Consider the following 26781-nt stretch of genomic DNA (forward strand, 5'->3'; position numbering starts at 1 on the left):
GCCCTGATCCCGGCAAGCATCCAGGCCGATAGCGACGCGCCGTGCAATCTGTAGCGGTCAAGTGGCGTTAAACCGCCAGGTTAGAACGCCCTTAACTGCTGGCTGCTAGAAACTTACCGATACTGGTTGTTCTGGTGATGAAAGCCATTTGCATGAATGCGCCGCTCGTTGCTCAGGGCAAGCTGGCAAGCTTGAAATCCAGCAAGGCTGTATTTCGACTTGTCGGGCCGGTTGTCGCAACGCTGTTGATCGCCATCTATGCGGTCGTCGTCTCGCTCTTCGTGGTGCCGAGCAATGTCGACGTGTCCTGGCTGCTGACGGTTGGCGACCGTGTCCTCAACGGCGAACGCCTTTACGTCGATATCGCCGAGGGCAATCCACCTTTTTCAACCTGGCTCTATCTGCCTTTCCTCGCCATGGAACGCCTGACCGGGCTGTCGGCGGAATTTTGGGTGAGTGTGGGCGTGGCGGCACTCGCGGCTGCTTCCGTCTGCTTTTCGGCTCGCATTCTTGCACGGACCGACGAGGTTCTGAAGCGGTGCGTCTGGATCATTCCGGCGGCGGTGTTTGTCGTGCTGTTCCTGTTTCCGCCGGATTTCGGCCAGCGCGAGCAAATTGCCGTGATCGCCTTGCTGCCGTGGCTGGCGTTGCTTTCGGCACGTGATCGAACGGCGGATTTTCGTGCCGGCGGCATCGCCGAACGGATCGTTGCCGGTGTCGGCGCCGGTATCTTCGTGATGATCAAACCACCCTACAGCGTGCTGGCTCTGGCGCTGCCGGCCCTTGTGATTGCGCTACAGCGGCGCTCGCTGCGTCCTCTTTTTACGACCGAGAGCGTGGTCGGTGGTATTCTGACCGTTGGCTATCTGATCGCACTTGCTGTTTTCATGCAGCCTTTCTTCGCCGAGGTGCTGCCCTTGTTGCGTCAGGTCTATTTGCCGATGCGGATGCCGGTCATGGACATGTTGATGCTATGGCCTATCCCTATGTTCGCGGCCATGGCAGGGGCCACACTGGTGATGGCTTATCCCGGTCGGCCTCATCGCGATGCGCAAATACTGCTTTTGGCGGGGGCGGCCTATGTCCCTGCCTTCGTTATCATGGGCAAGGGGTGGACGTATCAGGCGCTGCCGTTCCTGACAGTCGGGGTCCTGGCATTGATGCTGCAGTCTATCAGGTTGAAACCATTGCGAAGCCTGCCCCTGCCGGCCATGTTTGGGGCCGCGCTTGGGCTGTTTTCGATCGTGAAATTGGTCGTGGCGCAACAAGGTCTGGCATTCACTCAGCCACGCGGCGGTCTCGACGCCGCGGCGGTCGCCGTCAGCCGCGTAATCGACCATCCAACCTTCATGTCGATCGGCTCGCGGCTGCAGGCCGGCAATCCGCTCGCCCGGATGACTGGCGCCCGTGTCGTGGCACGCAACCCCTCCGCCTGGATGGTCAGTGATGCCGAGATCCTCATCCGGTTGGTGCAGGACCCTGCCCAACGGCTGGATCTGGAGACCTTGCGCCAGCAATATACCGCGGCGATCGCCGCCGAACTTGCCGCGAAACGGCCCGACATTGTGGTCGACGACGGGACGGCGGAGCCGCGTGCGCCAATACCTTTGAGGGACGACATCGCAGTCGCCAAGAGCTTGGCGGATTACCGCCCACTGCTTCAGAACGGGTCGGTGACCCTGCTCATCCGCGCCGACGTCAAAGCTCGCCAATAGTTATCGCAACCAAGCGTCCTACGTCGGCATGTCGATGCCTGGCGTGCCGCCAACCGTGGGCCCGCGCTCGCGGGCCATTATGTCGGCAAGCATCCATGCCGACAAGAACAGCGGTACCAGCACGCCGATGCCGAGCCCGGCATTGTTCACCAGATGCGCGATAGTCGGGTATAGCCAGATCAGCGCCAGAAAAATCCTTGGCATGGCGTTGCGCGTCGAGAACAGATAGGCGACGGCAACGGCTAGGCCGATCGTGTCGTAGCTGTAGCCGTAAGGCGTCGCCAGCGTTGCCAGCACGGCGGTGAGCACGACCCGTTCGCGATACTCGACCCGCCGCCATGGCAACCAGATCCAGATCGCCGTTGCGATCGCCGCGACCGTCGCAATGGCTTGCAGCGCATAGGCCGCGGTCAGTCCCAGACCGGACGCACGAGCCAGGAAGAACATGGTCGCCGCATTCGACTGATAGGGCTGCGGGTAGGGAGCCTCGAGAATCGCCGTCATCAGGGGACGGGTCTCGGTCCAGAACAGCGTCCAGACCTCGGAGCCCAGCAGCAGGCCGGTCAGGACGAAGAGGGCCGACGACGACAGCGCGGCGGCAACAATGGCGCGCCAGTTGCCGTTCGCCAGCAAGCAGAACGGCAGCAGTATGCCGAGATGCGGTTTTACCGTCAGCAGGCCGAAGAGCAGCCCTGCCAGGACCGGCCGCTTCGGCACCACCGCCAATCCGCCGATGAGCAAGGCCGTCGTCAGGGCGCCGTTCTGGCCGAAGGCCGCGTTGATCAGCACGGCCGGACAAAAGAGGACGGCTGCTTCGGCAGCCTTGCCCAGTTGCAGCGGCCGGAGGGCCAGCCAGAGACAAAAGACCGTGCCCAAGGTCCAGACGAGATAGGCGGGAAATATCGGCAGCAGCGCAAGCGGCGCGCCGAAAATCAGGATGCTGGGCGGGTAGCTCCACTCCTGGTTGGGAAGGTCTGGCGAAAACATCCGCCGCAGGGTTGCGCGATAGCTGTCCATATCGAACAGGAACGCGACATGCCCGTCGAGCGCCATGCGTCCGCCCGCCCACAGGTTTGTGAAGTCCCAATAGGGCATTCCGTGGCTGACCACGGACAAGCCGCGCTCGTCGGATGTCCACAATCCCAGGTGATAACGCAGCCCGATCAGGATTCCGGTGCACAGCACAAGTGCCGCGAAACGGATATCGGATCGGAAGGGGGCAGTCTGGTTGACTGGTGCCATTGCGCTGTTTTCCAAGACCCTGGCAGTCTTGATAGGGGACGCGCGTTAAGATCGGCTTATTTGGAGGCCTCATCGGGCTTGGTCACCCGCCGCAGCGTCAGATTGATCCTGCCGCCGTTTTTGAGCAGCGCCGAGGTCGAAGGGTAGATGCGGTCGACGCCATGGAAGACAAGGCGACCCTCGCCGCCAAGCACGACGACATCGCCGCTTTTCAGCCTGAACGATTTGGTGGCACCATCGCGCGTTGTCTGGCCGACCCTGAACAGGCAATCGTCGCCCAGCGAGACAGAGACGACTGGTGCCGAGAAATCGGCCTCGTCGCGATCCTGATGCAGGCCCATCTTCGCATCAGGCGTGTAGAAATTGACCAGGCAGGCCTCCGGCGGATTCGGATAACCCGACACCTGCCGCCACAGGTCGAGCAGGCTGTCGGGAATAGGCGGCCAAGGCTCTCCGGTCAGCGGATGCGTCGGCTGGTAGCGATAGCCGCGTTCCTTGTCGGTGACCCAGCCGAGCGGACCGCAATTGGTCATGCGCACGCTCATCTCCTTGCCGGTCCGCGGCATGGCCGGCACGAACAGCGGCGCTTGCTGGACGATGCTCCTCACCTCCTCGACCAGCGCCTCCTGGACGGCGCGGGACAGATGGGCCGGCATGTGGCGTACGCCCTTGGGCAGAACGAGCATGGATTTGGCTCATGTGAATGGTTCGGAGCCCAGCATGCCACCAGCGGACGAAAACGGCGACCCGAAAGCCGTCGTGGTTTTTGCCAGATGCCGCGCGCCGAATTCGTCTTTCCATTCGCCAATGGCGGTTGACGAATAAAGACGAAGCGCTGCGGGTAATGCAACGCCGCGCGGCCTTTCGGACGCACGGCGCACTGATTTCTGCCCTGTGGCTCAGCCAAGCTCGGGAATACGCAGGACCTGGCCCGGATAGATCTTGTCGGGATGGGTCAGCATCGGCTTGTTGGCCTCGAAGATGACCGTGTTCTTGGCACCCTGGCCCTTGCCATAGCTCTTTTCGGCGATCTTCCAGAGATTGTCGCCCTTCTGGACGGTGTAGAAGGTCGGCTCCTTGGCAGGGGCCGCCGTGCCGGAAGCCGGCGCGACCTGCAACTCGTCAGCCTGCACCTTGGAGACGCCCAGTGTGTTGCCGACGGCAATGACCGCCTTTTCGAAGATCGACTGGTCCTTGACCACCCCCTTCAGCACCGCCGTATCGCCCTGAACGACGACCTGCACGCCATCGGTACCGAGCTTGTGTGAATCGAGCTCTTTCTTGAGCGTGTCGGCGGTAGGCGCGGCTTCCTCGTCGCCGCCGATGCCGAGCTTCTTGCCGACGCTCTTGACGAAATCGAACATACCCATCTCTAGGTCTCCCTTGCTGTGGCAATGGGGAAACCTCGCATCTGCGGTGCGAAATGGGAAGCCGCTTTGTACACGCGCCTGGTGTGGTGCTTAATCGTTCTCCACCCGGCCGCGCAGCTTCTTGATCGTGCCGCGTCCCGCCTTGCTCTTCAGCCGTCGCTCGACCGCGCCTTTCGACGGCCGTGTCTTCTTGCGCGGCGGCGGCGGTGGTTCGGCGGCCTTGGCGACCAGTGCCGTGAGCCTCGCCCGCGCATCGGCGCGGTTCTGTTCCTGGGTTCGGAAGCGCCCGGCTTCGATGACGATGACACCGTCCTTGGTGGCGCGCTGGCCGGCAAGTTTTATGGTCCGCTCGCGCACGCGCTCCGACAGGCCCTCCGCGTTCTGCGCGTCGAAGCGAAGCTGCACCGCCGTCGCCACCTTGTTGACGTTCTGGCCGCCGGGACCGGACGAGCGGATGAAATCCTCGTGCAGGTCGCCCGGGTGGATCACGGCTTCGCCCGATATGATGATGTCGTCGTCGATCGGCATGCCGCAGTCATGGCGCGGCGGACCGAAAAAGAAAAGGCCCGATCGAAAGCCCAGCCACTAACTCAAATATGACGATCCTGATCACGATGCCCAGGCGAGTTCGCCAAGATGGCGACGAACCCATTTCGTCTCTTCCGATGCCGTGCGCCCGAAATGCCGTTTGAAGTCGCGGCTGAATTGAGACGGGCTCGCGTAGCCCACCGAAGCCGCGACCTCTGCGATCGTCTTGTTCTGGCGTGCAATCATCAATCGTGCTTCGTGGAGCCGTACCGCTTTCACGTACTGCATTGGACTGTTGCCGGTCAGGCTCTTGAAATGGACATGGTAGGAAGGAACGCTCATGCCCACGTCCTTTGCCAAATCGCCGATCGAAATTTCAGAACTGTAGTTCTGTCGCAACCAGGCCAGGCTCTGGATGATCCTTCCGGACGTGCCTTTCTGCTGCAGTGCCGCGATCATGGCACCGCCCTGCGGGCCGACCAGCACCCGGTAATGCAGTTCGCGCAGAATGCCGTCACCAAGGACGAGAGCTTCAACGGGACTGCGAAGCGCCACAAGGAGGCGCAGCAGGACATCCTCCATTTCGGGGCCCATCCTGCTTGACACGAGACCTCGCGGTCTGCCGCTCGCCGGTTGAGCATGCATCTGCGCTTGCATGGCGAGCTCGGCTGCCATCTGCATATCGAACTCAACATAGACCGCAAGCAATGGCCGCTCCGGACTGGCCGTCGATTTCATGCGGAATGGAACGGGTACCGAAACCGCCAGATAATGTTCCTCGTCGTAGAGGTAGATTTCCCTTTCGAGAATGCCCTGCTTGCTCCCCTGTAATACGAACACCGCGCCTGGCTTATAGAGGACCGGGACGTCGTGAAGCACGGCTTCCGTCCGGAGTATGCGGACGCGGTTGAACGCGGTCGGATTGTAGCCGTGACGAGGGGCCAGAGCTCCGGCCAACTCGACCAGCTCGTCTCGCCTGGATCGTTCATGTTTGGCGGGAATAGGATTTGGCAACAAATTCAGAGAATCCGCGATCGAAACGCTGGTTTCCTCATAATATTTGTCAATCCATCACCAATCAAGGAAAGCTTGCGGGTCATGTCACAGAAAACCTTCTTTATCACCGGCGCGAATTCCGGCTTCGGCTTGGCCATAGCTTCTGCCGCTATCCAGATCGGCCATAAGGTGATTGGCGCCGTTCGCTCGGAGACATCACGCGCAGCGCTCGCCGACGTTCTCCCCGCAGCTCGACCGGTACTGTGCGACGTAACGGAATTCGACATCATACCCGACGTCGTCAGGCAGGCGGAGAACGAACATGGACCGATTGACGTGCTGATCAACAATGCCGGCTACGGCCACGAGGGAGTGCTTGAAGAGTCGCCGATCGAAGAGATGCGGCGTCAGTTCGACGTGAATGTCTTCGGCGCTGTCGCCGTCGCCAAGGCCTTCCTCCCCCGGTTTCGCGAGCGACGTCGTGGATTCATCGTCAATGTCACGTCGATGGGCGGCATGATTACCATGCCGGGCATCGCTTACTATTGCGGCAGCAAGTTTGCGCTCCAAGGCATATCGGAAGTGATGCGTTCGGAAATGGCCCCGTTCGGCGTCCGCGTGACCGCGGTCTGCCCCGGATCCTTCCGGACGGATTGGGCTGGACGGTCAATGGTCCGCACAGAGAGATCAATCACCGACTATGACGCACTTTTTGATCCGATACGTGAGGCGCGACAGGTAAAGAGCGGCAAGCAACTCGGTGACCCCGACAAACTGGCAGCCGCCGTTCTAGGCCTGGTCGAATCCAGTGACCCGCCGCCGCAGCTTCTGCTTGGCAGCGATGCCCTCAAGCTCGTGTCGGACAGAATCGAACGCCTCCAGCAGGAAATGGAGGTGTGGAAATCCGTCACCGTCTCGACCGACGGCTGACGGCATGCGGTCCGACATCGATGTTCTGCCCGGCGCCTATTCGGCGGCTTCCTGCATGCGGGGCGCCGCGCCCATGACGGTTGCATCGACATGCGGTTCAAATTTCTCGAAGTTGACGGCGAACATGCCGACCAGCCTTGCCGCCTGCCGGTCGTAGGCAGCCTTGTCGATCCAGGTGGAGCGCGGATCGAGAATGGCGCTGTCGACGCCAGGCACCGCCACCGGCACCTCGAAGCCGAAGTTGGCATCTGTGCGGAACGCGCCTGCCTTCAGCGAGCCGTCGAGGGCGGCGGCGAGCAAGGCGCGCGTCGCCTTGATCGGCATGCGCTTGCCGGTGCCGTGGGCGCCGCCGGTCCAGCCGGTGTTGACCAGCCAGCAATCGGCGCCATGGCGCGCGATCAGCACGCGCAGAAGGTTGCCGTATTCCGAGGGATGGCGCGGCATGAACGGCGCGCCGAAACAGGTCGAGAAGGTCGCTTCGGGCTCGGTCACGCCCTTTTCGGTGCCGGCCACCTTGGCCGTGTAGCCGGAGAGGAAATGATACATCGCCTGCGCCGGCGTCAGCCGCGCGATCGGCGGCATCACGCCGAAAGCGTCGGCGGTCAGCATGATGATGTTCTTCGGGTGGTTGGCGCGTCCGGTCTTCGAGGCATTGGGGATGAAGTCGAGCGGATAGGCGCAGCGTGTGTTTTCGGTGAGCCGGCCGTCATTGAAGTCCGGCACGGCGTCGGCATCGAGCACGACGTTTTCCAGCACCGTGCCGAAGCGCTGCGTGGTGGCGAAGATCTCCGGCTCGGCTTCCGCCGACAGCTTGATGGTCTTGGCGTAGCAGCCGCCTTCGAAATTGAAGATACCATGCGGACCCCAGCCATGTTCGTCGTCGCCGATCAAAGTGCGCGACGGATCGGCCGACAGCGTGGTCTTGCCGGTGCCCGACAGGCCGAAGAAGATGGCGGCGTCGCCGGCCGGTCCCTCATTGGCCGAGCAGTGCATCGGCATCACGCCCTTCTCCGGCAGGAGGTAGTTGAGCATGGTGAATACCGACTTCTTCATCTCGCCGGCGTAGGAGGTGCCGCCGATGAGCACGATCTTGCGCGTCAGGTCGACGGCGATCACCGTTTCGGTGCGGCTGCCGTGACGGGCGGGATCGGCGCGGAAGGACGGCAGGTCGATGATGGTCATCCCGGGCACGAACTGTTCGAGTTCGGCTGCGTCGGGACGGATGAGCAGGTTGCGGATGAACAGCGAGTGCCAGGCAAATTCGGTGATCACCCTGGTGGGCAGCTTGAGCTCGGCGTCGGCGCCGCCAACCAGATCCTGCACGTAAAGGTCCTTGTCCGCGGCGTGGGCCTGGAAATCGGCGAGCAAAACGTCGAATTGGGCCGGCGAGATCGCCTTGTTGTTGTCCCACCAGACTTGCGGTTCGGTGGCGCCGTCGCGAACGACGAACTTGTCCTTGGGAGAACGACCGGTGTGCTGGCCGGTCTCGGCGACAAGCGCGCCATGCGCGGTCAGCCGGGCTTCACCGCGCCGGATCGACTCCTCGTAAAGGGCGGCCGCGCCGAAATTGTAGCGCACCATGCCGGAAGTCTTCAGACCGATACGATCGATCGCGCAGGCAGGATTGCGTTTGCCGAATTCCGACATTTGGTGACCCTTCTCAAGATTTGCCGCATCTTTGCCGGCATATTTCCGGCACACCTACTAAGCAGGCTAGATGGTCAGAACCAGAAAAGGCAAATGATATCAAATATTTAATCGATTTAAATATTTTGAAAGTTGTTTAAATCGTTTATATATGCAAAAAGTTCGGTGGTTGCCCAAAGGATTGGCGGTGCTCGTTCGTCCAATCCGTGTCGAGGTAGAATTGTGGCCGCCGGCACGCCGCTCGTGACAGCGGACAAGGCCTATGCCACATTTTGTACCTAATTTGTCCTGCAAAAGCCCCTTCTCTTACGACAGAAGGGACAGCTCATGAGGGAGCCGCTTGAAATGGCAACAATCGCGCTTGTCGATGACGACCGCAACATTCTGACGTCGGTGTCGATCGCCCTCGAATCCGAGGGATATCGTGTCGAGACCTATACGGATGGTGCGTCCGCGCTGGAAGGCCTGGCGGCCCGGCCGCCGAATCTCGCCATCCTCGACATCAAGATGCCGCGCATGGACGGCATGGAGCTTCTGCGCCGGATGCGCCAGAAATCCGACCTGCCGGTGATCTTCCTGACCTCCAAGGACGACGAGATCGATGAATTGTTCGGTCTCAAGATGGGCGCCGACGACTTCATCCGCAAACCGTTCTCGCAGCGCCTGCTTGTCGAGCGGGTGCGCGCCGTATTGCGGCGGGCCAGCGCCCGCGAGGCCGCGGCAAAAGCGCCGAGCCAGCAGGCCCGCTCGCTCGAGCGCGGCCAGCTCGTCATGGACCAGGAACGCCATACCTGCACCTGGAAGGGCGAACCGGTGACGCTCACCGTCACCGAGTTCCTGATCCTGCACTCGCTGGCGCAACGTCCCGGTGTGGTAAAAAGCCGTGATGCGCTGATGGATTCGGCCTATGATGAGCAGGTCTATGTCGATGACCGCACGATCGACAGCCACATCAAGCGGCTGCGCAAGAAGTTCAAGGCTGTCGACGACGACTTCGAGATGATCGAAACCCTTTACGGAGTCGGATATCGGTTCCGCGAAGCGTAATTTGATGTATGTCGAGCAAAAGCGGCCCCCATCTTGGGGCTGCGACATACTTCAAACCTGGGACTAGCGGGAGCTGCTATTCGATGGCAGTGGAAGCACAGCGAAGCAGGCCGACGGGCGCCGCCAGGCGGCCGTCGCGCATCATGCCTTCCTTCGTGTCGAAAATCACGGTGCCGATGCGCCGGTTCCTCGGCCACCACATCTTTTCCAGCCTGACGCGGCGCATCCTCTTCCTCAACCTTGCCGGCCTGGCGGTGCTCGTCACCGGCATCCTCTATCTCAACACCTTCCGCGACGGGCTGATCGACGCGCGCGTCGAAAGCCTGATGACGCAAGGCGAGATCATCGCCGGGGCGATCGCGGCGTCGGCGACGGTCGAGACGGACTCGATCAGCATCGACCCGGAAAAGCTGCTCGAACTGCAGGCCGGCGAAAGCCTGGGGCCTGGCTCGGACCAGCTCGACAACCTCGATTTTCCGATCAATCCCGAGCGCGTGGCGCCGGTGCTGCGCCGACTGATCTCGCCGACCCGCACCCGCGCCCGCATCTATGACCGCGACGCCAACCTGCTGCTCGATTCGCGCCATCTCTATTCCCGCGGCCAGATCCTGCGCTACGACCTGCCGCCGGTGGACGAGGAAGAGCCGGACCTTGTCGAGCGCATCCAGAAGTTCATCTTCGACTTCTTCCGCAACACCGACCTGCCGGTCTATCACGAGCAGCCGGGCGGCAATGGCGCTGCCTTCCCGGAAGTGGTGAAGGCGCTGACCGGCAGTCCGTCGACCATCGTGCGCGTCTCGGAACAGGGCGAGCAGATCGTCTCGGTGGCGGTGCCGATCCAGCGTTTTCGCGCGGTTCTCGGTGTGCTGATGCTGTCGACCGAAGGCGGCGATATCGACAAGATCGTCGCGGCGGAACGCAAGGCGATCCTGCGCGTCTTCGGCATCGCGGCGCTGGTCACGGCCATCTTGTCGATGCTCCTGGCCTCCACCATCGCCAACCCGCTGCGCCGGCTGTCCGCCGCTGCCGTGCGGGTCAGGCGCGGTGTCAAGAGCCGCGAGGAAATCCCCGACTTTTCCGACCGCCAGGACGAGATCGGCAATCTGTCGATCGCCGTACGCGACATGACCAACGCGCTCTATGCGCGCATCGAGGCGATCGAGAGTTTCGCCGCCGATGTTTCGCATGAGCTGAAGAACCCGCTGACGTCGTTGCGCAGCGCCGTCGAGACATTGCCCCTGGCGAAAAACGACACCTCACGCGCGCGTCTGATGGAGATCATCCAGCATGACGTCAAACGGCTGGACCGCCTCATCACCGACATTTCCGATGCCTCCCGCCTCGACGCCGAACTGGCGCGCGAGGACGCGGGAACCGTCGACTTGAAGAAATTCGTCACCGACCTCGTCGCTGTTTCGCGTGAAACGACGCGCAACAAGAAGGCGGTCGAGATCGAGCTCAAGGTCGCCAAGCTGCCGCAGGGCGCCAAGGGCTATGTCGTCGTCGGCCATGATCTGCGCATCGGCCAGGTCATCACCAACCTGATCGAGAACGCCCGCTCCTTCGTGCCGGAGGACCATGGCCACATCAGCCTGTCGCTGGCGCGCGCCGGCAAGTTCAACATCCTGACCGTCGACGACAATGGTCCCGGCATCCGCGCCGACAACATCGACCGCATCTTCGAACGCTTCTATACCGACCGGCCCGCCGGCGAGGCGTTCGGCCAGAACTCGGGCCTTGGCCTGTCGATCTCCAGGCAGATCGTCGAGGCCCATGGCGGCACGCTGACCGCCGAAAACATTCCCGGCACCAAGCCCGGCGAGATCAAGGGCGCGCGCTTCGTCGTGACGCTGCCGGCCGAGGGATGATCGCCGATCGTTATGGAATGCGCCGTGCGGCCTGAGAACATTCATGCGACGGCACTGCTGATGGGCGAGCGCGGCATTCTCATCACCGGCTCACCCGGGTCGGGCAAGACAACGCTGGCACTGACGCTGATCGACCATTGCCTGCGGCGCGGATTGTTCTCGCGGCTCGTCGGCGACGATCAGCTCTTCGTCGAAGCCCATGCGGGGCGGCTGGTGTGCCGTGCGCCCGCCACCATCGAGGGCCTGGCCGAAGTTCCAGGGCTTGGGCCACGACCCCTGCCATTCGAGCTGGCCTGCGTCGTCGACCTGCATGTGCGGCTGCTGCCGGCCGTCGAAATCGCACGCTTCCAGGAGGACGCCAGCGACAAGATCGCCGGCTGCGCGGTGGCGCGCATCGATCTGGCCGAGCGCAATGTCGCCGCCGCCTTGGCCGCCGTGATGGCGCGGCTGTCGATCGCGCCTTTTCTATGATCCGCCCTGGGTTTTTTGCTGCAATGCGTCAAAATGGCATGGGCCGGCGCAATTTTGGGCTTGTCAACGGGCCTCGCGTCGACAAGATAGCGCTCCCGCCGCCTGGATTGGCTGGCGAGCATAAAATGCGCCTGTGAAGCGGCGATGACGGGAGCCACCAAAGAATGATCGGACTCGTGCTTGTAACGCACGGTCAACTGGCCACCGAGTTCAGACATGCCGTCGAACATGTCGTCGGGCCACAAGACAATTTCGAAACCGTGGCGATCGGTGCCGACGACGATATGGAGCAGCGTCGCCGCGACATCGTCGATGCGGTCGCCCGTGTCGATACGGGGGCAGGTGTGATCGTGTTGACCGACATGTTCGGCGGCACGCCATCCAACCTTGCAATCTCGGTGATGGAGTCCGGCCGCACCGAGGTGATCGCCGGCATGAACCTGCCGATGCTGATCAAGCTGTCGTCGATCCGCAAGGGCGATAACATGGCGGCGGCGCTCGACGAAGCGCAGGCCGCGGGCCGCAAATACATCAACGTCGCCAGCCAGCTTTTGAGCAGCAAATGAGCACGCTGTCGCCTGACAAGGACCAGATCGTCCGGGAGTTTCCGATCGTCAACCAGCGCGGCCTGCATGCGCGCGCTTCGGCGAAATTCGTCCAGCTTGCCACCGGCTTCAACGCATCGGTCCATGTCGAGAAGGACGGCGTCAAGGTCGGCGGCACCTCGATCATGGGCCTGATGATGCTGGCAGCCAGCCCGGGATACTCGATCCGCGTCACCGCCAGCGGCCCGGAGGCGCTCGAAGTCATGGATGCGCTGGAGCAGCTTGTCGCCTCCCGTTTCGGCGAGGAGTACTGACCTCGAAGTCAGCCCTTCAGGACATGCACGAATAAAGATTTCTTTATATCCCATTGTCGGACGAAGCCTGATCTGCTAGTCAGGCCGGCAATTCGCGCCCTTGAAAATGTCTTCCGGCACGGGCGCATCCGCTAACAATTCGCACGCATAACAATTCGCATCGGAGCACTGCCATGACGGGTAGCAAGGACTATGTGGTCGCCGACATCTCGCTTGCCGGCTGGGGCCGCAAGGAACTCGATATCGCCGAAACCGAAATGCCGGGCCTTATGGCCTGCCGCGAGGAATTCGGCGCCAAGAAGCCGCTCAAGGGCGCGCGCATCACCGGCTCGCTGCACATGACCATCCAGACGGCGGTGCTGATCGAGACCCTGAAGGAACTCGGCGCCGACATCCGCTGGGCTTCCTGCAACATCTTCTCGACCCAGGACCACGCCGCCGCGGCCATCGCCGAGGCCGGCATTCCCGTCTTCGCCGTCAAGGGCGAGAGCCTCGAGCAGTACTGGGACTACACTGACAGGATCTTCCAGTGGGCCGATGGCGGCCTCTCCAACATGATCCTCGACGATGGCGGCGACGCCACCATGTACATCCTGATCGGCGCCCGCGCCGAGGCCGGCGAGGACGTGCTGTCCAATCCGCAGAGCGAGGAAGAGGAATACTTCTACGCCCAGGTCAAGAAGCGCCTGAAGGCTTCGCCGGGCTTCTTCGCCAAACAGAAAGCGGCGATCCGCGGCGTCACTGAAGAGACGACGACCGGCGTCAACCGGCTCTACCAGTTGCAGAAGAAGGGCCTGCTGCCCTTCCCGGCCATCAACGTCAACGACTCGGTCACCAAGTCGAAGTTCGACAACAAATATGGCTGCAAGGAATCGCTGGTCGACGGCATCCGTCGCGGCACCGACACGATGATGGCCGGCAAGGTAGCGGTCGTCTGCGGTTATGGCGACGTCGGCAAGGGCTCGTCGGCCTCGCTCAAGGGCGCGGGCGCCCGCGTCAAGGTCACCGAGGTCGATCCGATCTGTGCGCTGCAGGCGGCTATGGACGGCTTTGAAGTGGTCACGCTGGAAGATGCGGCACCGACCGCCGACATCGTCATCACCACCACCGGCAACAAGGATGTCGTCACCCTCGACCACATGCGTTCGATGAAGGACATGGTGATCGTCGGCAACATCGGCCATTTCGACAACGAGATCCAGGTCGCGTCGCTGCGCAATCTGAAGTGGACCAATGTCAAGCCGCAGGTCGACATGATCACCTTCCCGGACGGCAAGCGGATGATCCTCCTGTCGGAAGGCCGCCTGCTCAATCTCGGCAACGCGACCGGCCATCCGAGCTTCGTCATGTCGGCCTCTTTCACCAACCAGGTGCTGGCCCAGATCGAGCTGTTCACCAAGGGTGAGCAGTACCAGAACCAGGTCTATGTGCTGCCCAAGCATCTCGACGAGAAGGTCGCGCGCCTGCATCTCGACAAGCTCGGCGCCCGCCTGACCGAACTATCGGGCGAGCAGGCAGCCTATATCGGCGTCACACCGCAGGGTCCGTTCAAGCCGGAACACTACCGCTATTAACCAAATCCAGATTTACCACTAGATATTGACGCCGGGCGATTGACTTTTCGCCCGGCTTTATTTTTGCACCGAATGATTCTTCACGCCGATTCCGGCAGGCGCTATTGTTGTGATTCGCGGGTCCGGGGACGAGGACCGGCGAACGCATCAGGGCGGTCTTGCATTCAGGCGGCGAAGAGGACCAAGACATGCCGGGGGATAACCCGCTTCAGGCGGGAAAGGCCGTTTCCGGCGGCCATGACGAGTCGAGGACCATGGGCTGCGCCCCGCGAGGCGAGCGCCTTTCATGGCGCGCCCGTGTGGGATTGTTCCTTGCCGGCTCCGCTCTCGCCTGCCCCTTGGCGAGCGCGGTCGCGCATGCCCAGACCGCCGGCGCCGCCGTGGCCAGTCTTTCGATCAGCACCATCGAGGTCGTACAGCTGGCGGTGTTCGTCGGCGTGACGGGTACGGCATTCCTGTCGGCCATCGTTCTCATCCGCGAACGGGCGCGTACCTCGGCGGAGAATGTCGAGCTGAGAAGCCGCGTCGCCGATGTCAGCGCGGCGTTGCGGCGTTCGGAAGCGCTGCTCAATCTGCGCGACCAGCGTGTGGTCGTCTGGGCCTCGGAAAACAAGAAACCCGAACTCATCGGCACATTGCCGACCGAAAGCGGTGCGCCGGAGGACCGGGCCGCGTTCCTCGCCTTTGGCCGCTGGCTGATGCCGCGTTCGGCGGCGGCACTCGAACATGCCGTGGCGGGTTTGCGCGAAAAAGGCAGGCCGTTCGACCTGGTGATCGAATCCCAGGCCGGCGCTCCACTGGAAGTGCATGGCCGCAAGAGCGCGGCCCATGTGCTGGTGCGGTTTGTCTCGCTTTCCGAGACGCAGCGCAGCCAGGCCCGGCTCAAGATCGACAACCAGCGGCTGGCCACCGACCATGACACGATGATCGGGCTGCTCGAGGCGCTGAAGATGCCGGCATGGCTGCGTGACGAGCATGGCCGCCTGAAATGGGTCAACCGGGCCTATGCCGACGCGGTCGAAGCCGAGAGCGCGGAAGCCGCCGTGCGTGACGCCAAGGAATTCCTCGGCGGCCAGGCGCGCGAAGCCATCGCCACGCAGCACAAATCGCATCCGGTCTTCGAGCAGTCGCTTTCGACGGTGATCGAAGGCGACCGCCGCGTGTTCGCCGTGACCGATTTTGCCGGCGCCGACGGTTCGGCCGGCCTTGCCTGCGACACCAGCGCCATCGAGGCTATCCGTGGCGAATATGAGCGGACCGTGCGCAGCCACGCCGATACGCTCGACCAGCTCAACACCGCTGTCGCCATCTTCGACACCGACGAGAAGCTGCGCTTCTTCAACCAGGCTTTCCAAAAGCTGTGGGGGCTCGATAGCGGCTTCCTGCACAGCGCGCCCGACAACGCCCTTTTGCTCGACCGGCTGCGCAGCGAGGGCAAGATCGCCGAACAGCCGGAGTGGCGCCGCTGGAAGGAAGGCCTGCTCAGCGCCTATCGTGCGGTCGAATCGCAGGAACACTGGTGGCACCTGCCGGATGGCAAGACGATCCGTGTCGTCGCCAACCCGCAACCCAAGGGCGGCGTCACCTGGGTGTTCGAGAACCTGACCGAGAAGATGGATCTCGAAAGCCGCTACCGCACCGCGGTTCGGGTCCAGGGCGAAACGCTCGACAACCTCGCCGAAGGCGTCGCGGTGTTCGGCCCCGACGGCCGGCTGCGGCTGTCGAACCCGGCCTTTGCCACGCTGTGGGGATTGGACGCGGAAGCCGCCAAGCCCAATGTGCACGTATCGGCCATACGCGAGCTGTCCGATCGGCAAGCGGTCGAGAGCCCCTGGCCCGGCTTCGTCGCCGCCATCACCGGCTTCGACGACGAGCGCCGCGACCGCCACGGCCAGACCGAGCTCAACAACGGCACCGTGCTGCGTTACGCCGTGATTCCGCTGCCCAACGGGCAAGTGATGATGACCTTCGTCGACGTCACCGACAGCGTCCACATCGAGCGCGCGCTCAAGGACAGGAACGAGGCGCTCGAGAAATCAGACCAGCTCAAGAACGAATTCGTCCAGCATGTGTCCTATGAACTGCGGTCGCCGCTGACCAACATCATCGGCTTCACCGAGTTGCTGTCGCTGCCGGCGACCGGCCCGCTGACGCAGAAGCAGCGCGAATATGTCGAGCATGTCGGCTCGTCCTCATCGGTGCTGCTGACCATCGTCAACGACATACTCGACCTGGCGACGGTCGATGCCGGCATCATGCAGCTCGATATTTCCGAAGTGCATGTCGACCGCACCATCGCGGCCGCCGCCGAGCTTGTCGCCGACCGGCTGGAGGAGCATTCGATCCGGCTCGCGGTCGACGCCGCCGCCGCGCCAAAGACCTTCCATGGCGACGAAACCCGCATCCGCCAGATCCTCTACAATCTGCTGAGCAACGCCGCCAATTACGCGCCGGAGGCCAGCACCATCCGGCTGGCATGCCGCCAGCTGGCGGACGGAGTCGAGTTCTCGGTTCACGACGACGGGCCCGGCATGCCGCCCGACGTGCTCGATTCGGTGTTCCGCCGCTTCGAGCCGCGCGCCAATGGCGGCCGCCGGCGCGGCGCCGGCCTCGGCCTGTCGATCGTCAAGAGCTTTGTCGAACTGCATGGCGGCGCCGTTCGCATCGAAACCGGCAGGGATAAGGGCACGACCGTCATCTGCACCTTTCCCGACATGCCGGGTATCCGCGCAGCGGCCGAGTAGCGCGCTCGATGACGGAACCGGTGCTGGAGCGTTTGCTCGCCGACGAGACCCAGACAGCGCGGCTGGGTGAGGATCTTTCGCTGGCTCTGCGCGTGGGCGACGTGCTGGCGCTCAAGGGCGATCTCGGCGCCGGCAAGTCGACGCTGGCAAGAGCGCTCATCCGGACGCTGGCCGACGATGCCGGTCTCGAAGTGCCGAGCCCGACCTTCACGCTGGTGCAGAGCTACGACACGCGCATCCCGGTCCATCATTTCGATCTCTACCGCCTGTCGTCGGCGGCCGAGCTGGACGAACTCGGCTTCGAGGAGGCGCTGGCGCAAGGTGCAGCCCTTATCGAATGGCCGGAACGGGCTGACGGCTACCTGCCCAAGACGACGGTGCTGATCGAACTCGTCCAGCATGGCGAGGGCCGGCTGGCCCGACTGTCGGGGCATGGCGCGACCTTCGACCGTGTCGCACGCTCACTGGCCATGCGCGGTTTTCTGGAGAGCGCCGGATGGGGGGAAGCGCGGCGCCGGTATTTCATCGGCGATGCCTCGGCCCGCTCCTACGAGATCGTATCGCTCGCCGGCGAGGCGCCGCGCGTGCTGATGAACTCGCCGCGGCTGGTGCTCGGCCCTCCCGTGCGCGACGGCAAACCCTATGCGGTGATCGCCCACACCGCGCAGTCGGTGTCCGCCTTCGTCGCCATCGACCGTGCGCTGCTGGCCGCCGGCGTCGCGGTGCCCAGGATCGACGCGCAGGATCTCGACCAGGGTTTCCTGCTGCTCGAGCATCTAGGCTCGGAAGGCTTTCTCGACGGCAATGGCGAGCCGGTCGCCGAACGTTACGAGGCGGCAGCCGAACTGCTCGCCATGATGCACGGCAAGGCCTGGCCTCACCGGATGGAGGCGGCTCCAGGCGTCGTTCATGACGTGCCGCCCTTCGATCGCGACGCCATGCTGATCGAGGCGGACCTGCTGATCGACTGGTACGTGCCGGCGATATCGGGCGGCCCGGCGAGCGACGCGCTGCGTTCCGGCTACCACAAGACATGGAACGCGCTTCTCGACCGGCTGCAAGGCAGCGAATACACGCTGATGCTGCGCGACTTCCACTCGCCCAACATCATCTGGCGCGGCGAACGGTCCGGCCTCGACCGGCTCGGCATCGTCGACGTCCAGGACGCGCTGATCGGGCCTTCGGCCTATGACGTCGCCTCGCTCGCCATGGACGCCCGCGTCACCATGGCACTCGAGATCGAGAAGCGGACGCGCGATGCCTATGTCGCGGCGCGTCATGCAGCGGGCGACTTCGATGAAGCAGGCTTCCTCGAAGCCTATGCAATCATGGCCGCGCAGCGCAATTCCAAGATTCTGGGCATTTTCGTGCGTCTCGAAAAACGCGACGGCAAACCCTATTATCTCAAGCACCTGCCGCGCATCCGCGACTATCTCAGGCGGGCGCTGTCGCATCCCGCGCTCGCCGACCTGCGGGATTTCTACAGCGCGCACGGGCTGCTGGAGGAACGAGCGCTGTGACAACAAGACCGGAGACCGCCATCGTTCTTGCCGCCGGGCTCGGCAAGCGCATGCGGCCGATTACCGACACCATGCCCAAACCTCTGGTCCGGATCGCCGGCAAGACGCTGCTCGACTGGGGCCTAGACAGCCTGGCTGCGGCCGGCGTCGGCAAGGCGGTGGTCAATGTTCATTATCTTCCCGAACAGATCGTCGCCCATGTCGCCGCTCGCCGCGCGCCGCGCATCGTCATTTCTGATGAGAGCGACCGGCTGCTCGATTCCGCCGGCGGCATCGTCAAGGCGCTGCCGGAGCTCGGCCGGGAGCCGTTCTACATCCTCAACGCCGATACATTCTGGATCGACCACGGCCCGCTCAATCTCGGGCGGCTTGCCCTTGCATGGGACGCCGCGAAAATGGATATTCTGCTGATGCTGGCGGATCTCCATCAGGCGACGGGTCACTGTGGCAGCACCGATTTCCTGGTGGCGCCGGATGGCGCCCTGCGGCGTTCAAAAGGCGATCCTGCCGGCCTGATCTATGCCGGCGCGGCGATCATCCACCCGCGCCTGTTCAAGGACGCACCAGCCGAACCGCATTCGATCAATGCCTATTTCGACAAGGCGATTGCCGGCGGCCGCCTGTTCGGCATGCCGATGCATGGCCACTGGATAACCGTCGGCACGCCCGATGCCATTCCGCTCGCCGAAGACGCGGCGGCCGGTGCACTCATCGGATCGCAATGAGCGGCTCAAGCCGCGTTTTCTCCATTCCCTCCGGAGCGCCGTTTCTGCCGACGCTGGCCGAGGCGCTGCTTGACGGCCGTCTTGTCCCCGGGTTTCGTTTCGAAGGCGACCCGCTCGCCCTGGCCGACGTCACCATCTATGTGCCGACGCGCCGCGCCGCACGTGCCTTGCGCGGCGTCTTCGTCGACAGCCTGAAGGCGCGAGGCGGCGGCGGTTCGACGATCCTGCCGGTGATCCGCCCGCTCGGCGAATTCGACGAGGATGAGGCCGCGTTCGATGCCGAGCCAACCGCGGCAATCGATCTCGCGCCACCGATCGCCGCCACCGAGCGGCTGTTACTGCTGACGCCGCTGGTGCGGGCGTGGAAACGCCGGTTGCCCGCCCATGTCGCGGCCCTCTTCGCCGAGGAGATCGTCGTCCCGGCCTCCACCGCCGACGCGATCTGGCTGGCGCGCGATCTGGCCGGGCTGATGGACGAGATCGAGACGGAAGGCACCGACTGGGCCAAACTCGGTGGCCTGGTGAGCGGGAACCTTGCCGGATGGTGGCAGGTGACGCTCGAATTCCTCGGCATCGTCACCGATGCCTGGCCGAGATTCCTCGAAGAGAGCGACCGCTCCAACCCGGCCGCGCATCGCAGCGCCCTGATCCGTGCCGAAGCGGCGCGGCTGGGGCGCAATCCGCCTGCAGGGCCGGTCATAGCCGCAGGGTCCACCGGCTCTATCCCCGCCACGGCCGAGCTGCTTGCGACCATTGCCGGCCTCTCCGGCGGCGCCATCGTGCTGCCCGGGCTCGACCAGATGCTGGACGAAGCCTCCTTCCAGGCGCTCGTCGCACCCGGCGCGCGTCCAGCCGTGCTTGGCCATCCGCAATACGGCCTGGCGAAGCTGATCGGCAAGATCGGCGTGCTGCGCGGCGATGTCGAGGAGATCGGTGCGGCCGAGCCAAAGCTTGGGCTCCGCGCGGCCCTTGTCGGCGAGGCGCTGCGGCCGGCCGAGACCACCGAATTGTGGGCCGAGACGCGAAACGGGTTTTCGGCGTCCGATATTGCCGGCGCCTTCGCCGACGTGACGCTGCTCGAAGCAGCAAGCGAGCGCGATGAGGCCGTCGCCATCGCCGTCGCGCTCAAGCGTGCGGTCGAAGCACCGGGCCAGAGAGCGGCGCTCGTCACCGGTGACCGCGCGCTGGCACGCCGCGTCAGCGTCGAGCTCAAGCGCTTCGGTGTCGTTGCAGACGATTCCGGCGGCACGCCGCTTTCCAACACCCCGGCAGCCAGCCTCCTCAGGCTGGCGCACGAAGCGGTGTTCCGGCCGGGCGATCCGGTCGGCCTGTTGTCGCTGCTCAAGCATCCCTTGCTTGGCCTTGGCTTGGAACGCGCTGAAGTGCGCCACGCGGCGGAACTGGTCGAGCTGGTGGCGCTGCGCGGCGGTACCGGCCGCCCCGACATCGCTTCGCTGCCGGACCTTTTCGAGGCCCGCCTCACCGGGCTCGGCGGTGACAGCCGACCGCCCTTCTGGTTTGCCCGCCTGACCGTGCGCTCCATCGAAGGCGCGCGGAATTTGCTTGGGCGTCTCAAGCAAGCGCTGGCGTCGCTTTCGGCCTTTCGCGGCCAGGCGGAAGCCGACCTTGCCGCGCTGGTCGAAGCCAGCGTCGTTGCCCTGGAGAATCTCGGCCGTTCCGCTGATGGCGGCCTTGGCGAACTTTACGCCGGCGACGCCGGCGAAAAGCTCGCCGAACTGCTGCGCGGGCTGGTCGCGGCTTCGGCATCGCTGTCGTTCGCGGCGAGCGAATGGCCCGATGTGTTGGAGGCGCTGATCGCGCCCGAGACCGTCAAGCCGGCGCAAGGCACCGACAGGAACATCGCCATCTGGGGCGCCTTGGAAGCCCGGCTGCAGGATGTCGATACGCTGGTCATCGGCGGGCTCAACGAAGGGGTCTGGCCGCGCAAGCCGGAGAGCGACCGCTTCATGTCGCGGCTGATGAAGACCGGCATCGATCTCGAGCCGCCGGAGCGGCGCATCGGCCTCGCCGCGCATGATTTCCAGATGGCCATGAGCGCGAGACACGTGGTGCTGGCGCGCTCGGCGCGTGCCGGCGACGCACCCGCGGTGCCTTCGCGCTGGTTGCAGCGGCTGGTCACCTTCATCGGCAACGACCAGGCGGCAGCACTGCGCCGGCGCGGCGATGAGCTGCTTGCCTGGGCACGCGCGCTCGACACAGGGCCGAAGCGGGATTTCGCGCCACGGCCGCTGCCGAAGCCGCCGCTGTCGGTGCGTCCAACGCATTTCTCCGTCACCGAGATCGAGACGCTGCGCCGCGACCCCTACGCCGTCTATGCCCGAAGGGTCCTCGGCCTGATGCCGCTCGATCCGCTCATCCGCGATCCGGGTGCGGCCGAGCGCGGCACGCTTTTTCACGCCATCCTGCATCTCTTCTCGTCCGAGGTGGCGGACCCGCGCGCGCCGGACGCGCTGGCCGGGCTCATCGCCGCCGGCCGCGCCTGTTTCGCCGAGGCAGCGCTTCCAGCCGATGTCGAGGCGGTGTGGTGGCCGCGTTTCGAAAAGCTCGCCGCCAACATCATCGAATGGGAGCGCACGCGCGCCGACGCGGTGGTCCAGCGGCATGCCGAGGAGCGCGCCGGCAAGACCGTCGTCGGACAGTCCGGCGTGACGCTGTCCGGCTATGCCGACCGTGTCGATCTGCTGGCAGGCGGCATGGCGGACATTCTGGACTACAAGACCGGCTCTTCGCCTTCCAAGGCGCAGGCGCATACGCTGCTGGCGCCTCAGCTGGCGCTGGAGGGCGCACTGCTCAGGCGTGGCGCGTTCAAGGACCTGGGCGCGCGCGAGCCGTCGCAACTGGCCTTCATCAGGCTGAAGCCGAATGGCGAGGTGTTCGAGGAATCCATACTCGAACACAACCGCCAGCCACGCACCGCGGCCGATCTCGCCGAGGAAGCCTGGGCGCGGCTGGAGAAACTGCTGATCCACTATGCCGACCCGGCGACCGGCTATCGGTCGCGCGCGCTGCCGTTTCGCGAAGGCGAAACCGATGGCGACTACGACCATCTCGCCCGCGTGCTCGAATGGTCCGCCGGCGGAGACGCCGGGGATGAGGGAGGGGAGGCATGAAGAAAGCCTATCCGATCCCGACCGATACCGCTTCGAGCCAGGCGCGCGCCGCCGATCCCGGCAATTCCGCCTGGGTGTCGGCCAATGCGGGATCAGGCAAGACCCATGTGCTTGCCCAGCGTGTCATCCGGCTGCTGCTCAACGGCACCGACCCGTCGAAGATACTGTGCCTGACCTATACGCGCGCCGCGGCCGCCAACATGTCGAACCGGGTTTTTTCGACGCTGTCGGAGTGGACGACGCTCAGTGACGCCGACCTGGCGTCCAAAGTCGAGGCGTTGGAGGGACGCCGGCCCGATCGCGACACCATGCGCAGAGCCCGCCGCCTGTTCGCCGAGGCCCTGGAGACGCCTGGCGGGCTGAAAATCCAGACGATCCACGCTTTCTGCGAATCCGTGCTGCATCAGTTCCCGCTGGAAGCCAATATTCCCGCCCATTTCGAAATGCTTGACAGCCAGATGGAGGCCTCGCTTTTTGCCGCCGCGCGCCGCGAGATGATCTCCGCCGCCGGCGACAGGAATTTGGCCGAGGCTTTCGCCACCGTGCTGGAACGTGGGGGCGAGGCCGGTCTCGACGCGTTGCTTGGTGAAATTGTGCGCAAGCGCGACGGGTTGCGCCATTTCCTCGATGCCGTCGGGCGTGACGGCTTCCAGCCCTTGTTCGATGAATTTCATTTCCAGCCCGGCCAGGCCGCCGAAGGCATAGCGGCATCTGTATGGCCGCTGCCTGGCTTCCTGCCGGACTATTTTGCCGGCTTTGTCCGGGCCGCCGAAGCCACCGACGCCAGATCGGCGCTAAACAACATCCTGCCTTATGCGCGCCTAGCCTTCGCCGAGAGCGACCCCGTTCGCCGGCTGCAGTTGCTGGCAAGAGCCTTCCTCAAGACCGATGGCGCCCCTTACGATCCGGCAAACGCCTTCAAGAAGGCGTTGACCGACCGGCTGCCAGATCTCGCCGAGCGCTATCTCTCGGCGGCCAGCGCCATCATGGAGACCGCCGACCGGCTGGCGCTGTTCCGGATGCTGGAAGGCACACGCGCGGCGCTCACCATCGCCGACTGGCTGATCGCGCGCTACGAAGTGTTGAAACGCAGCCGCGGCTTTCTCGACTTCAACGACCTGATCACCCGCACGGTAAACCTCTTGGCGCGGCCCGATGCCGGCCCTTGGGTGCAGTACAAGCTCGATCAGGGCATCGATCACATCCTGCTCGACGAGGCGCAGGACACCAGCCCGGATCAATGGAAGGTGGTGAAGCGGCTGGCGGAAGAATTCTTTGCCGGCTTTGGCGCTCGCGACCGGGTCCACCGCACGGTCTTCGCCGTCGGCGACGAGAAGCAGTCGATCTACTCCTTCCAGGGCGCGGCACCCGACTCGTTCGCCGACAGCCGGTTGTTGTTCGCCGGACGGGTGCGCGACGCCGAGGCGTCCTTCGCCGACCTCAAGCTGACCTGGTCGTTCCGCTCCACGGACGATGTGCTGGCCGCCGTCGACCGCGTCTTTGCCGATCCAATCGTGCGGCGCGGCATCAGCCACGACCCCGATCCGCTGAGCCACAAGGCGATCCGCAGCGATGCGCCGGGCTATGTCGAGGTCTGGCCGTCGATCGGCGCCGAGGCCGTCGACGAGCCCGATGACTGGGCGCAAGCCATCGACCATGCCCATGCACCGGCGGTGCGCGTCGCCGAGAATGTCGCGGCCACCATCGCCGGCTGGATCGGCAAGGGCGAAATCATCGAGGGCCGTGGCAAGCGGCTGCGGCCGGGCGACGTGCTGGTGCTGGTGCGCAAGCGCGACAGCTTCGTCCACGCGCTGACCCGCGCGCTCAAGCGGCGCGACATTCCGGTTGCCGGCGCCGACCGGCTGAGCCTGCCCGGACATATCGCGGTCAAGGACCTGATCGCGCTCGGCCATCTGCTGATCCAGCCGCAGGACGACCTGTCGCTCGCCGCTCTGCTGCGCAGTCCGGTCTTCGACCTGACGGAGGAGACGCTGTTCACGCTCGCCGCACAGAGGCCGCCCGGCGTGTCGCTGGCGGTATCGCTGCGCCAGCATGCCGGCGAAAGCGAAGCGCTAGCGGCGATCGTTGCGCAACTCGACGCCTGGGCTGACGAGGCCGCCTTCAAGCCAGTGTTCGAGTTCTATGCCGCCCTGCTGGCGCGCGATGGCGTGCGCCGCAAGATGATCGCGCGGCTCGGGCCGGAAGCCGGCGATATCCTCGACGAGTTCCTGAGCTTCTGCCTTGCCGAGGAGCGGACCGGCCTGCCCGGGCTGGAAGCCTTCCTGTCGACGCTGGAAAACGCCGGCCCCGAGATCAAACGCGAGATGGACCAGACCCGTGACGAGGTCAGGGTGATGACCGTGCACGCGGCCAAGGGCCTGGAGGCGCCGGTTGTGTTCCTGGTCGACGGCGGTTCCGCCCCGTTCAGCGACCAGCATTTGCCGCGCCTGATGCCTTTCGACGGCTCGGGTCGACATTGGGACGGTAAGGGCTATCTCTGGCGTTCGGCGAGCGACGTCGCCAACGGCTTTTCGAAAACGGCCGCCGCTCGCGCCCGCGAACTCGCCGACGACGAGTACCGCCGGCTGCTCTATGTCGGCATGACGCGCGCCGAGGACCGGTTGATCGTCTGCGGCTATCACGGCAAGCGGGCGCCGAACAGCGGCACCTGGCATTCGATCGTCAGCCGGGCGCTGAGCGGCGCGCCCGAAAGCGAACAGCGTCCGCATCCGGCCGGCGGCGAGCCTGTCTACCGTTTTCACGTCACCAAACTGCCGCCGGTTACGCCAAGCCTGGGCGAGCAGGCGCGGCAGGTCGATGCGTTCGGTCCGTTGCCGGCGACCTTGTTCCGGCCCTTGCCGCCTTTCGAGGACCTACCGCGTCCATTGTCGCCGTCGGGCGCCTCGGCGCTGATTGAGGAAGGCAAGGAAGCGGTGGTCGACAAGGCCTCGCCGGTGCTGGATGTCGATGCCGAGCCGGGTTTTGCCGTGCTGCGCGGGCTCGCCCTCCACAAACTGCTGCAGATGTTGCCCGGCATTGCCGAGAGCGACCGCCAAAGTGCGGCAGAGCGTTACCTCTCGCGAACGGGTGCGGCGTGGCCGCAAGCCGAGCGCCAAAAAGCCCTGGCATCGGTCGTGGCCATCCTTGCCGAGCCCGGCCTCGGTCAACTGTTCGCGCCGTCGTCACGTGCCGAGGTCGCGATCATGGGCAGCCTTGAGGTCAAGGGCAAAATCCGCTCCATCTCCGGCAAGATCGACCGGTTGGCGGTGACAGCGGATACGGTTTCGATCGTCGACTACAAGACCAACAGGCCCGCACCCGCTTCCCTGGCCGAAGTCCCGCCGGCCTACCTGCTCCAACTCGCGCTGTATCGCGCCCTGCTGCAGCCGCTTTATCCCGGGCGGGAGGTCAAGGCGGCCCTGCTGTTCACCGAAGCGCCAAGGCTGATCGACCTGCCGGCCCGGGCCATGGACGACGCCCTTGCCCGACTCACGGGAGCGTGACACAAGAACTGCTTGAAGAAGGGCGCGACAACCACCACATTTGGTGCGGCAAAAAATTTCGAAAGGATTTCCGCATGACCACCGTCAAGGTCGACAAGAACAATTTCCAGGCCGATGTGCTCAATGCCCAGGTACCGGTCGTGGTTGATTTCTGGGCGGAGTGGTGCGGCCCCTGCAAGATGATCGCACCGGCGCTTGAGGACATCGCCGCTGAACTCGGCGCCAAGGTCAAGATCGCCAAGCTGAACATCGACGAGAATCCCGAGCTTGCCGCCCAGTTTGGCGTGCGCTCGATCCCGACGCTGATGATCTTCAAGGGCGGCGAAGTGGCCGACATCAAGGTTGGCGCCGCGCCCAAGACCGCGCTGTCGCACTGGGTCAATGGCAATCTCACCTGATCCATTCCGAATTTCGGATATCAAGCCCGGCCATCGCGCCGGGCTTTTTGTTGGCGCCATCGGTGCGCCGCCCTGGCACTCACGTCGGGGCTCTCCATGTCTTCTGTTGGCAGCAGAAGCAGGAGAGAGAAATGACCGGATCCGCCAAGGCCACAGTCTTCATCGACAATGAGCGTGTCATCGTCACCGAATACCGCTTCCAGCCGGGCGACAATACCGGCTGGCATCGCCACGGCCACGACTATGTCGTGGTCCCGCTGATGGACGGCAAGCTGAAGCTGGTGACCAAGGACGGCGAAACCTTCGCCGAAATGAAGAAAGGTTCCCCCTACTTCCGCAAGGAGGGCGTCGAACACGACGTCATCAGCGCCAACGAGGGCGAGTACGCTTTTATCGAGATCGAGCTGAAGTAAAGGCCTTGGCCACTGATTGCCGCGCTGGAAGTCCATTCACTCAGTCGGTTGTGTGAAGGCGGGCCATCACCTCCATCTTGATGGCAGAAACGATCGGCGT

General features: G+C 64.2%; 21 protein-coding genes. 15 read left to right on the forward strand and 6 right to left on the reverse strand.

Annotated elements, in window-relative coordinates; translation table 11 throughout:
• Nucleotides 1-152: 152 nt before the first annotated feature.
• The gene (locus tag O7A70_RS20750) at nucleotides 153-1715 is read left to right on the forward strand and encodes a hypothetical protein (RefSeq protein ID WP_337142049.1); all 1563 of its coding nucleotides are present in this window, start codon (nucleotides 153-155) and stop codon (nucleotides 1713-1715) included.
• 18 nt (nucleotides 1716-1733) lie between these two features.
• Here the strand turns inward: O7A70_RS20750 and O7A70_RS20755 are convergent, their stop codons facing one another.
• The 5 genes from O7A70_RS20755 to O7A70_RS20775 all read right to left on the reverse strand — a co-directional run bounded on the left by O7A70_RS20755 (nucleotide 1734) and on the right by O7A70_RS20775 (nucleotide 5872).
• Nucleotides 1734-2957, reverse strand: coding sequence for a glycosyltransferase family 87 protein (locus tag O7A70_RS20755; RefSeq protein ID WP_337142052.1), 1224 nt, complete (start codon nucleotides 2955-2957; stop codon nucleotides 1734-1736).
• Between the two features lie 56 nt (nucleotides 2958-3013).
• Entirely contained in the window at nucleotides 3014-3643 is a 630-nt protein-coding gene (locus O7A70_RS20760) for an alpha-ketoglutarate-dependent dioxygenase AlkB family protein (protein WP_337142054.1), read from the reverse strand.
• 213 nt (nucleotides 3644-3856) lie between these two features.
• Nucleotides 3857-4327: a peptidoglycan-binding protein LysM gene (gene lysM, locus O7A70_RS20765; RefSeq protein WP_224542405.1), complete on the reverse strand. Its 471-nt coding sequence runs from the start codon at nucleotides 4325-4327 to the stop codon at nucleotides 3857-3859.
• Nucleotides 4328-4417: 90 nt separating this feature from the next.
• Nucleotides 4418-4855 carry an alternative ribosome rescue aminoacyl-tRNA hydrolase ArfB gene (gene arfB, locus O7A70_RS20770; RefSeq protein WP_140506833.1) on the reverse strand — a complete coding sequence of 146 codons (438 nt, stop codon included), beginning with the start codon at nucleotides 4853-4855 and terminating at the stop codon, nucleotides 4418-4420.
• Between the two features lie 81 nt (nucleotides 4856-4936).
• Nucleotides 4937-5872 carry an AraC family transcriptional regulator gene (locus O7A70_RS20775; RefSeq protein WP_337142055.1) on the reverse strand — a complete coding sequence of 312 codons (936 nt, stop codon included), beginning with the start codon at nucleotides 5870-5872 and terminating at the stop codon, nucleotides 4937-4939.
• 81 nt (nucleotides 5873-5953) lie between these two features.
• On the opposite strand from O7A70_RS20775, the gene O7A70_RS20780 reads away from it, so the two are divergent.
• Entirely contained in the window at nucleotides 5954-6781 is an 828-nt protein-coding gene (locus O7A70_RS20780) for an oxidoreductase (protein ID WP_337142056.1), read from the forward strand.
• 36 nt (nucleotides 6782-6817) lie between these two features.
• On the opposite strand, the gene O7A70_RS20785 is transcribed toward O7A70_RS20780, so the two are convergent.
• Nucleotides 6818-8428: a phosphoenolpyruvate carboxykinase gene (locus tag O7A70_RS20785; RefSeq protein ID WP_337142057.1), complete on the reverse strand. Its 1611-nt coding sequence runs from the start codon at nucleotides 8426-8428 to the stop codon at nucleotides 6818-6820.
• Between the two features lie 345 nt (nucleotides 8429-8773).
• On the opposite strand from O7A70_RS20785, the gene O7A70_RS20790 reads away from it, so the two are divergent.
• From O7A70_RS20790 to O7A70_RS20850, 13 genes are all read left to right on the forward strand, one after another.
• Entirely contained in the window at nucleotides 8774-9475 is a 702-nt protein-coding gene (locus O7A70_RS20790) for a response regulator transcription factor (RefSeq protein WP_010912942.1), read from the forward strand.
• A gap of 83 nt (nucleotides 9476-9558) precedes the next feature.
• Complete coding sequence (locus O7A70_RS20795) at nucleotides 9559-11343, forward strand: sensor histidine kinase (protein WP_140506841.1); 1785 nt, start codon at nucleotides 9559-9561, stop codon at nucleotides 11341-11343.
• 12 nt (nucleotides 11344-11355) lie between these two features.
• The gene (locus O7A70_RS20800; protein WP_337142058.1) at nucleotides 11356-11814 is read left to right on the forward strand and encodes an HPr kinase/phosphorylase; all 459 of its coding nucleotides are present in this window, start codon (nucleotides 11356-11358) and stop codon (nucleotides 11812-11814) included.
• Nucleotides 11815-11978: 164 nt separating this feature from the next.
• Nucleotides 11979-12380 carry a PTS sugar transporter subunit IIA gene (locus O7A70_RS20805; RefSeq protein ID WP_010912939.1) on the forward strand — a complete coding sequence of 134 codons (402 nt, stop codon included), beginning with the start codon at nucleotides 11979-11981 and terminating at the stop codon, nucleotides 12378-12380.
• A complete protein-coding gene (locus O7A70_RS20810; RefSeq protein WP_337142059.1) occupies nucleotides 12377-12673 on the forward strand; it encodes an HPr family phosphocarrier protein in 297 nt (98 codons plus the stop codon). Before O7A70_RS20805 ends, O7A70_RS20810 begins: the two co-directional genes overlap by 4 nt.
• A gap of 173 nt (nucleotides 12674-12846) precedes the next feature.
• Nucleotides 12847-14247, forward strand: coding sequence for an adenosylhomocysteinase (gene ahcY / locus O7A70_RS20815; RefSeq protein ID WP_337142060.1), 1401 nt, complete (start codon nucleotides 12847-12849; stop codon nucleotides 14245-14247).
• A gap of 188 nt (nucleotides 14248-14435) precedes the next feature.
• Complete coding sequence (locus tag O7A70_RS20820; protein WP_337142061.1) at nucleotides 14436-16991, forward strand: sensor histidine kinase; 2556 nt, start codon at nucleotides 14436-14438, stop codon at nucleotides 16989-16991.
• An 8-nt stretch (nucleotides 16992-16999) separates the two neighbouring features.
• Nucleotides 17000-18511 (forward strand): tRNA (adenosine(37)-N6)-threonylcarbamoyltransferase complex ATPase subunit type 1 TsaE, encoded by a 1512-nt coding sequence (tsaE, locus tag O7A70_RS20825; RefSeq protein ID WP_337142062.1) that lies wholly within the window; start codon nucleotides 17000-17002, stop codon nucleotides 18509-18511.
• Nucleotides 18508-19236: a nucleotidyltransferase family protein gene (locus O7A70_RS20830; protein WP_337142063.1), complete on the forward strand. Its 729-nt coding sequence runs from the start codon at nucleotides 18508-18510 to the stop codon at nucleotides 19234-19236. The genes tsaE and O7A70_RS20830 overlap by 4 nt, the downstream gene beginning before the upstream one ends.
• Nucleotides 19233-22367 (forward strand): double-strand break repair protein AddB, encoded by a 3135-nt coding sequence (gene addB / locus O7A70_RS20835; RefSeq protein WP_337142065.1) that lies wholly within the window; start codon nucleotides 19233-19235, stop codon nucleotides 22365-22367. Before O7A70_RS20830 ends, addB begins: the two co-directional genes overlap by 4 nt.
• Nucleotides 22364-25870, forward strand: coding sequence for a double-strand break repair helicase AddA (gene addA, locus O7A70_RS20840; protein ID WP_337142066.1), 3507 nt, complete (start codon nucleotides 22364-22366; stop codon nucleotides 25868-25870). Before addB ends, addA begins: the two co-directional genes overlap by 4 nt.
• A gap of 74 nt (nucleotides 25871-25944) precedes the next feature.
• A complete protein-coding gene (trxA, locus tag O7A70_RS20845; RefSeq protein WP_337142067.1) occupies nucleotides 25945-26268 on the forward strand; it encodes a thioredoxin in 324 nt (107 codons plus the stop codon).
• Nucleotides 26269-26399: 131 nt separating this feature from the next.
• Nucleotides 26400-26681: a cupin domain-containing protein gene (locus O7A70_RS20850; RefSeq protein WP_140506860.1), complete on the forward strand. Its 282-nt coding sequence runs from the start codon at nucleotides 26400-26402 to the stop codon at nucleotides 26679-26681.
• Nucleotides 26682-26781: the final 100 nt, after the last annotated feature.

This window comes from Mesorhizobium sp. Cs1299R1N1 (assembly GCF_037179655.1).
Lineage (GTDB): Bacteria > Pseudomonadota > Alphaproteobacteria > Rhizobiales > Rhizobiaceae > Mesorhizobium > Mesorhizobium salmacidum.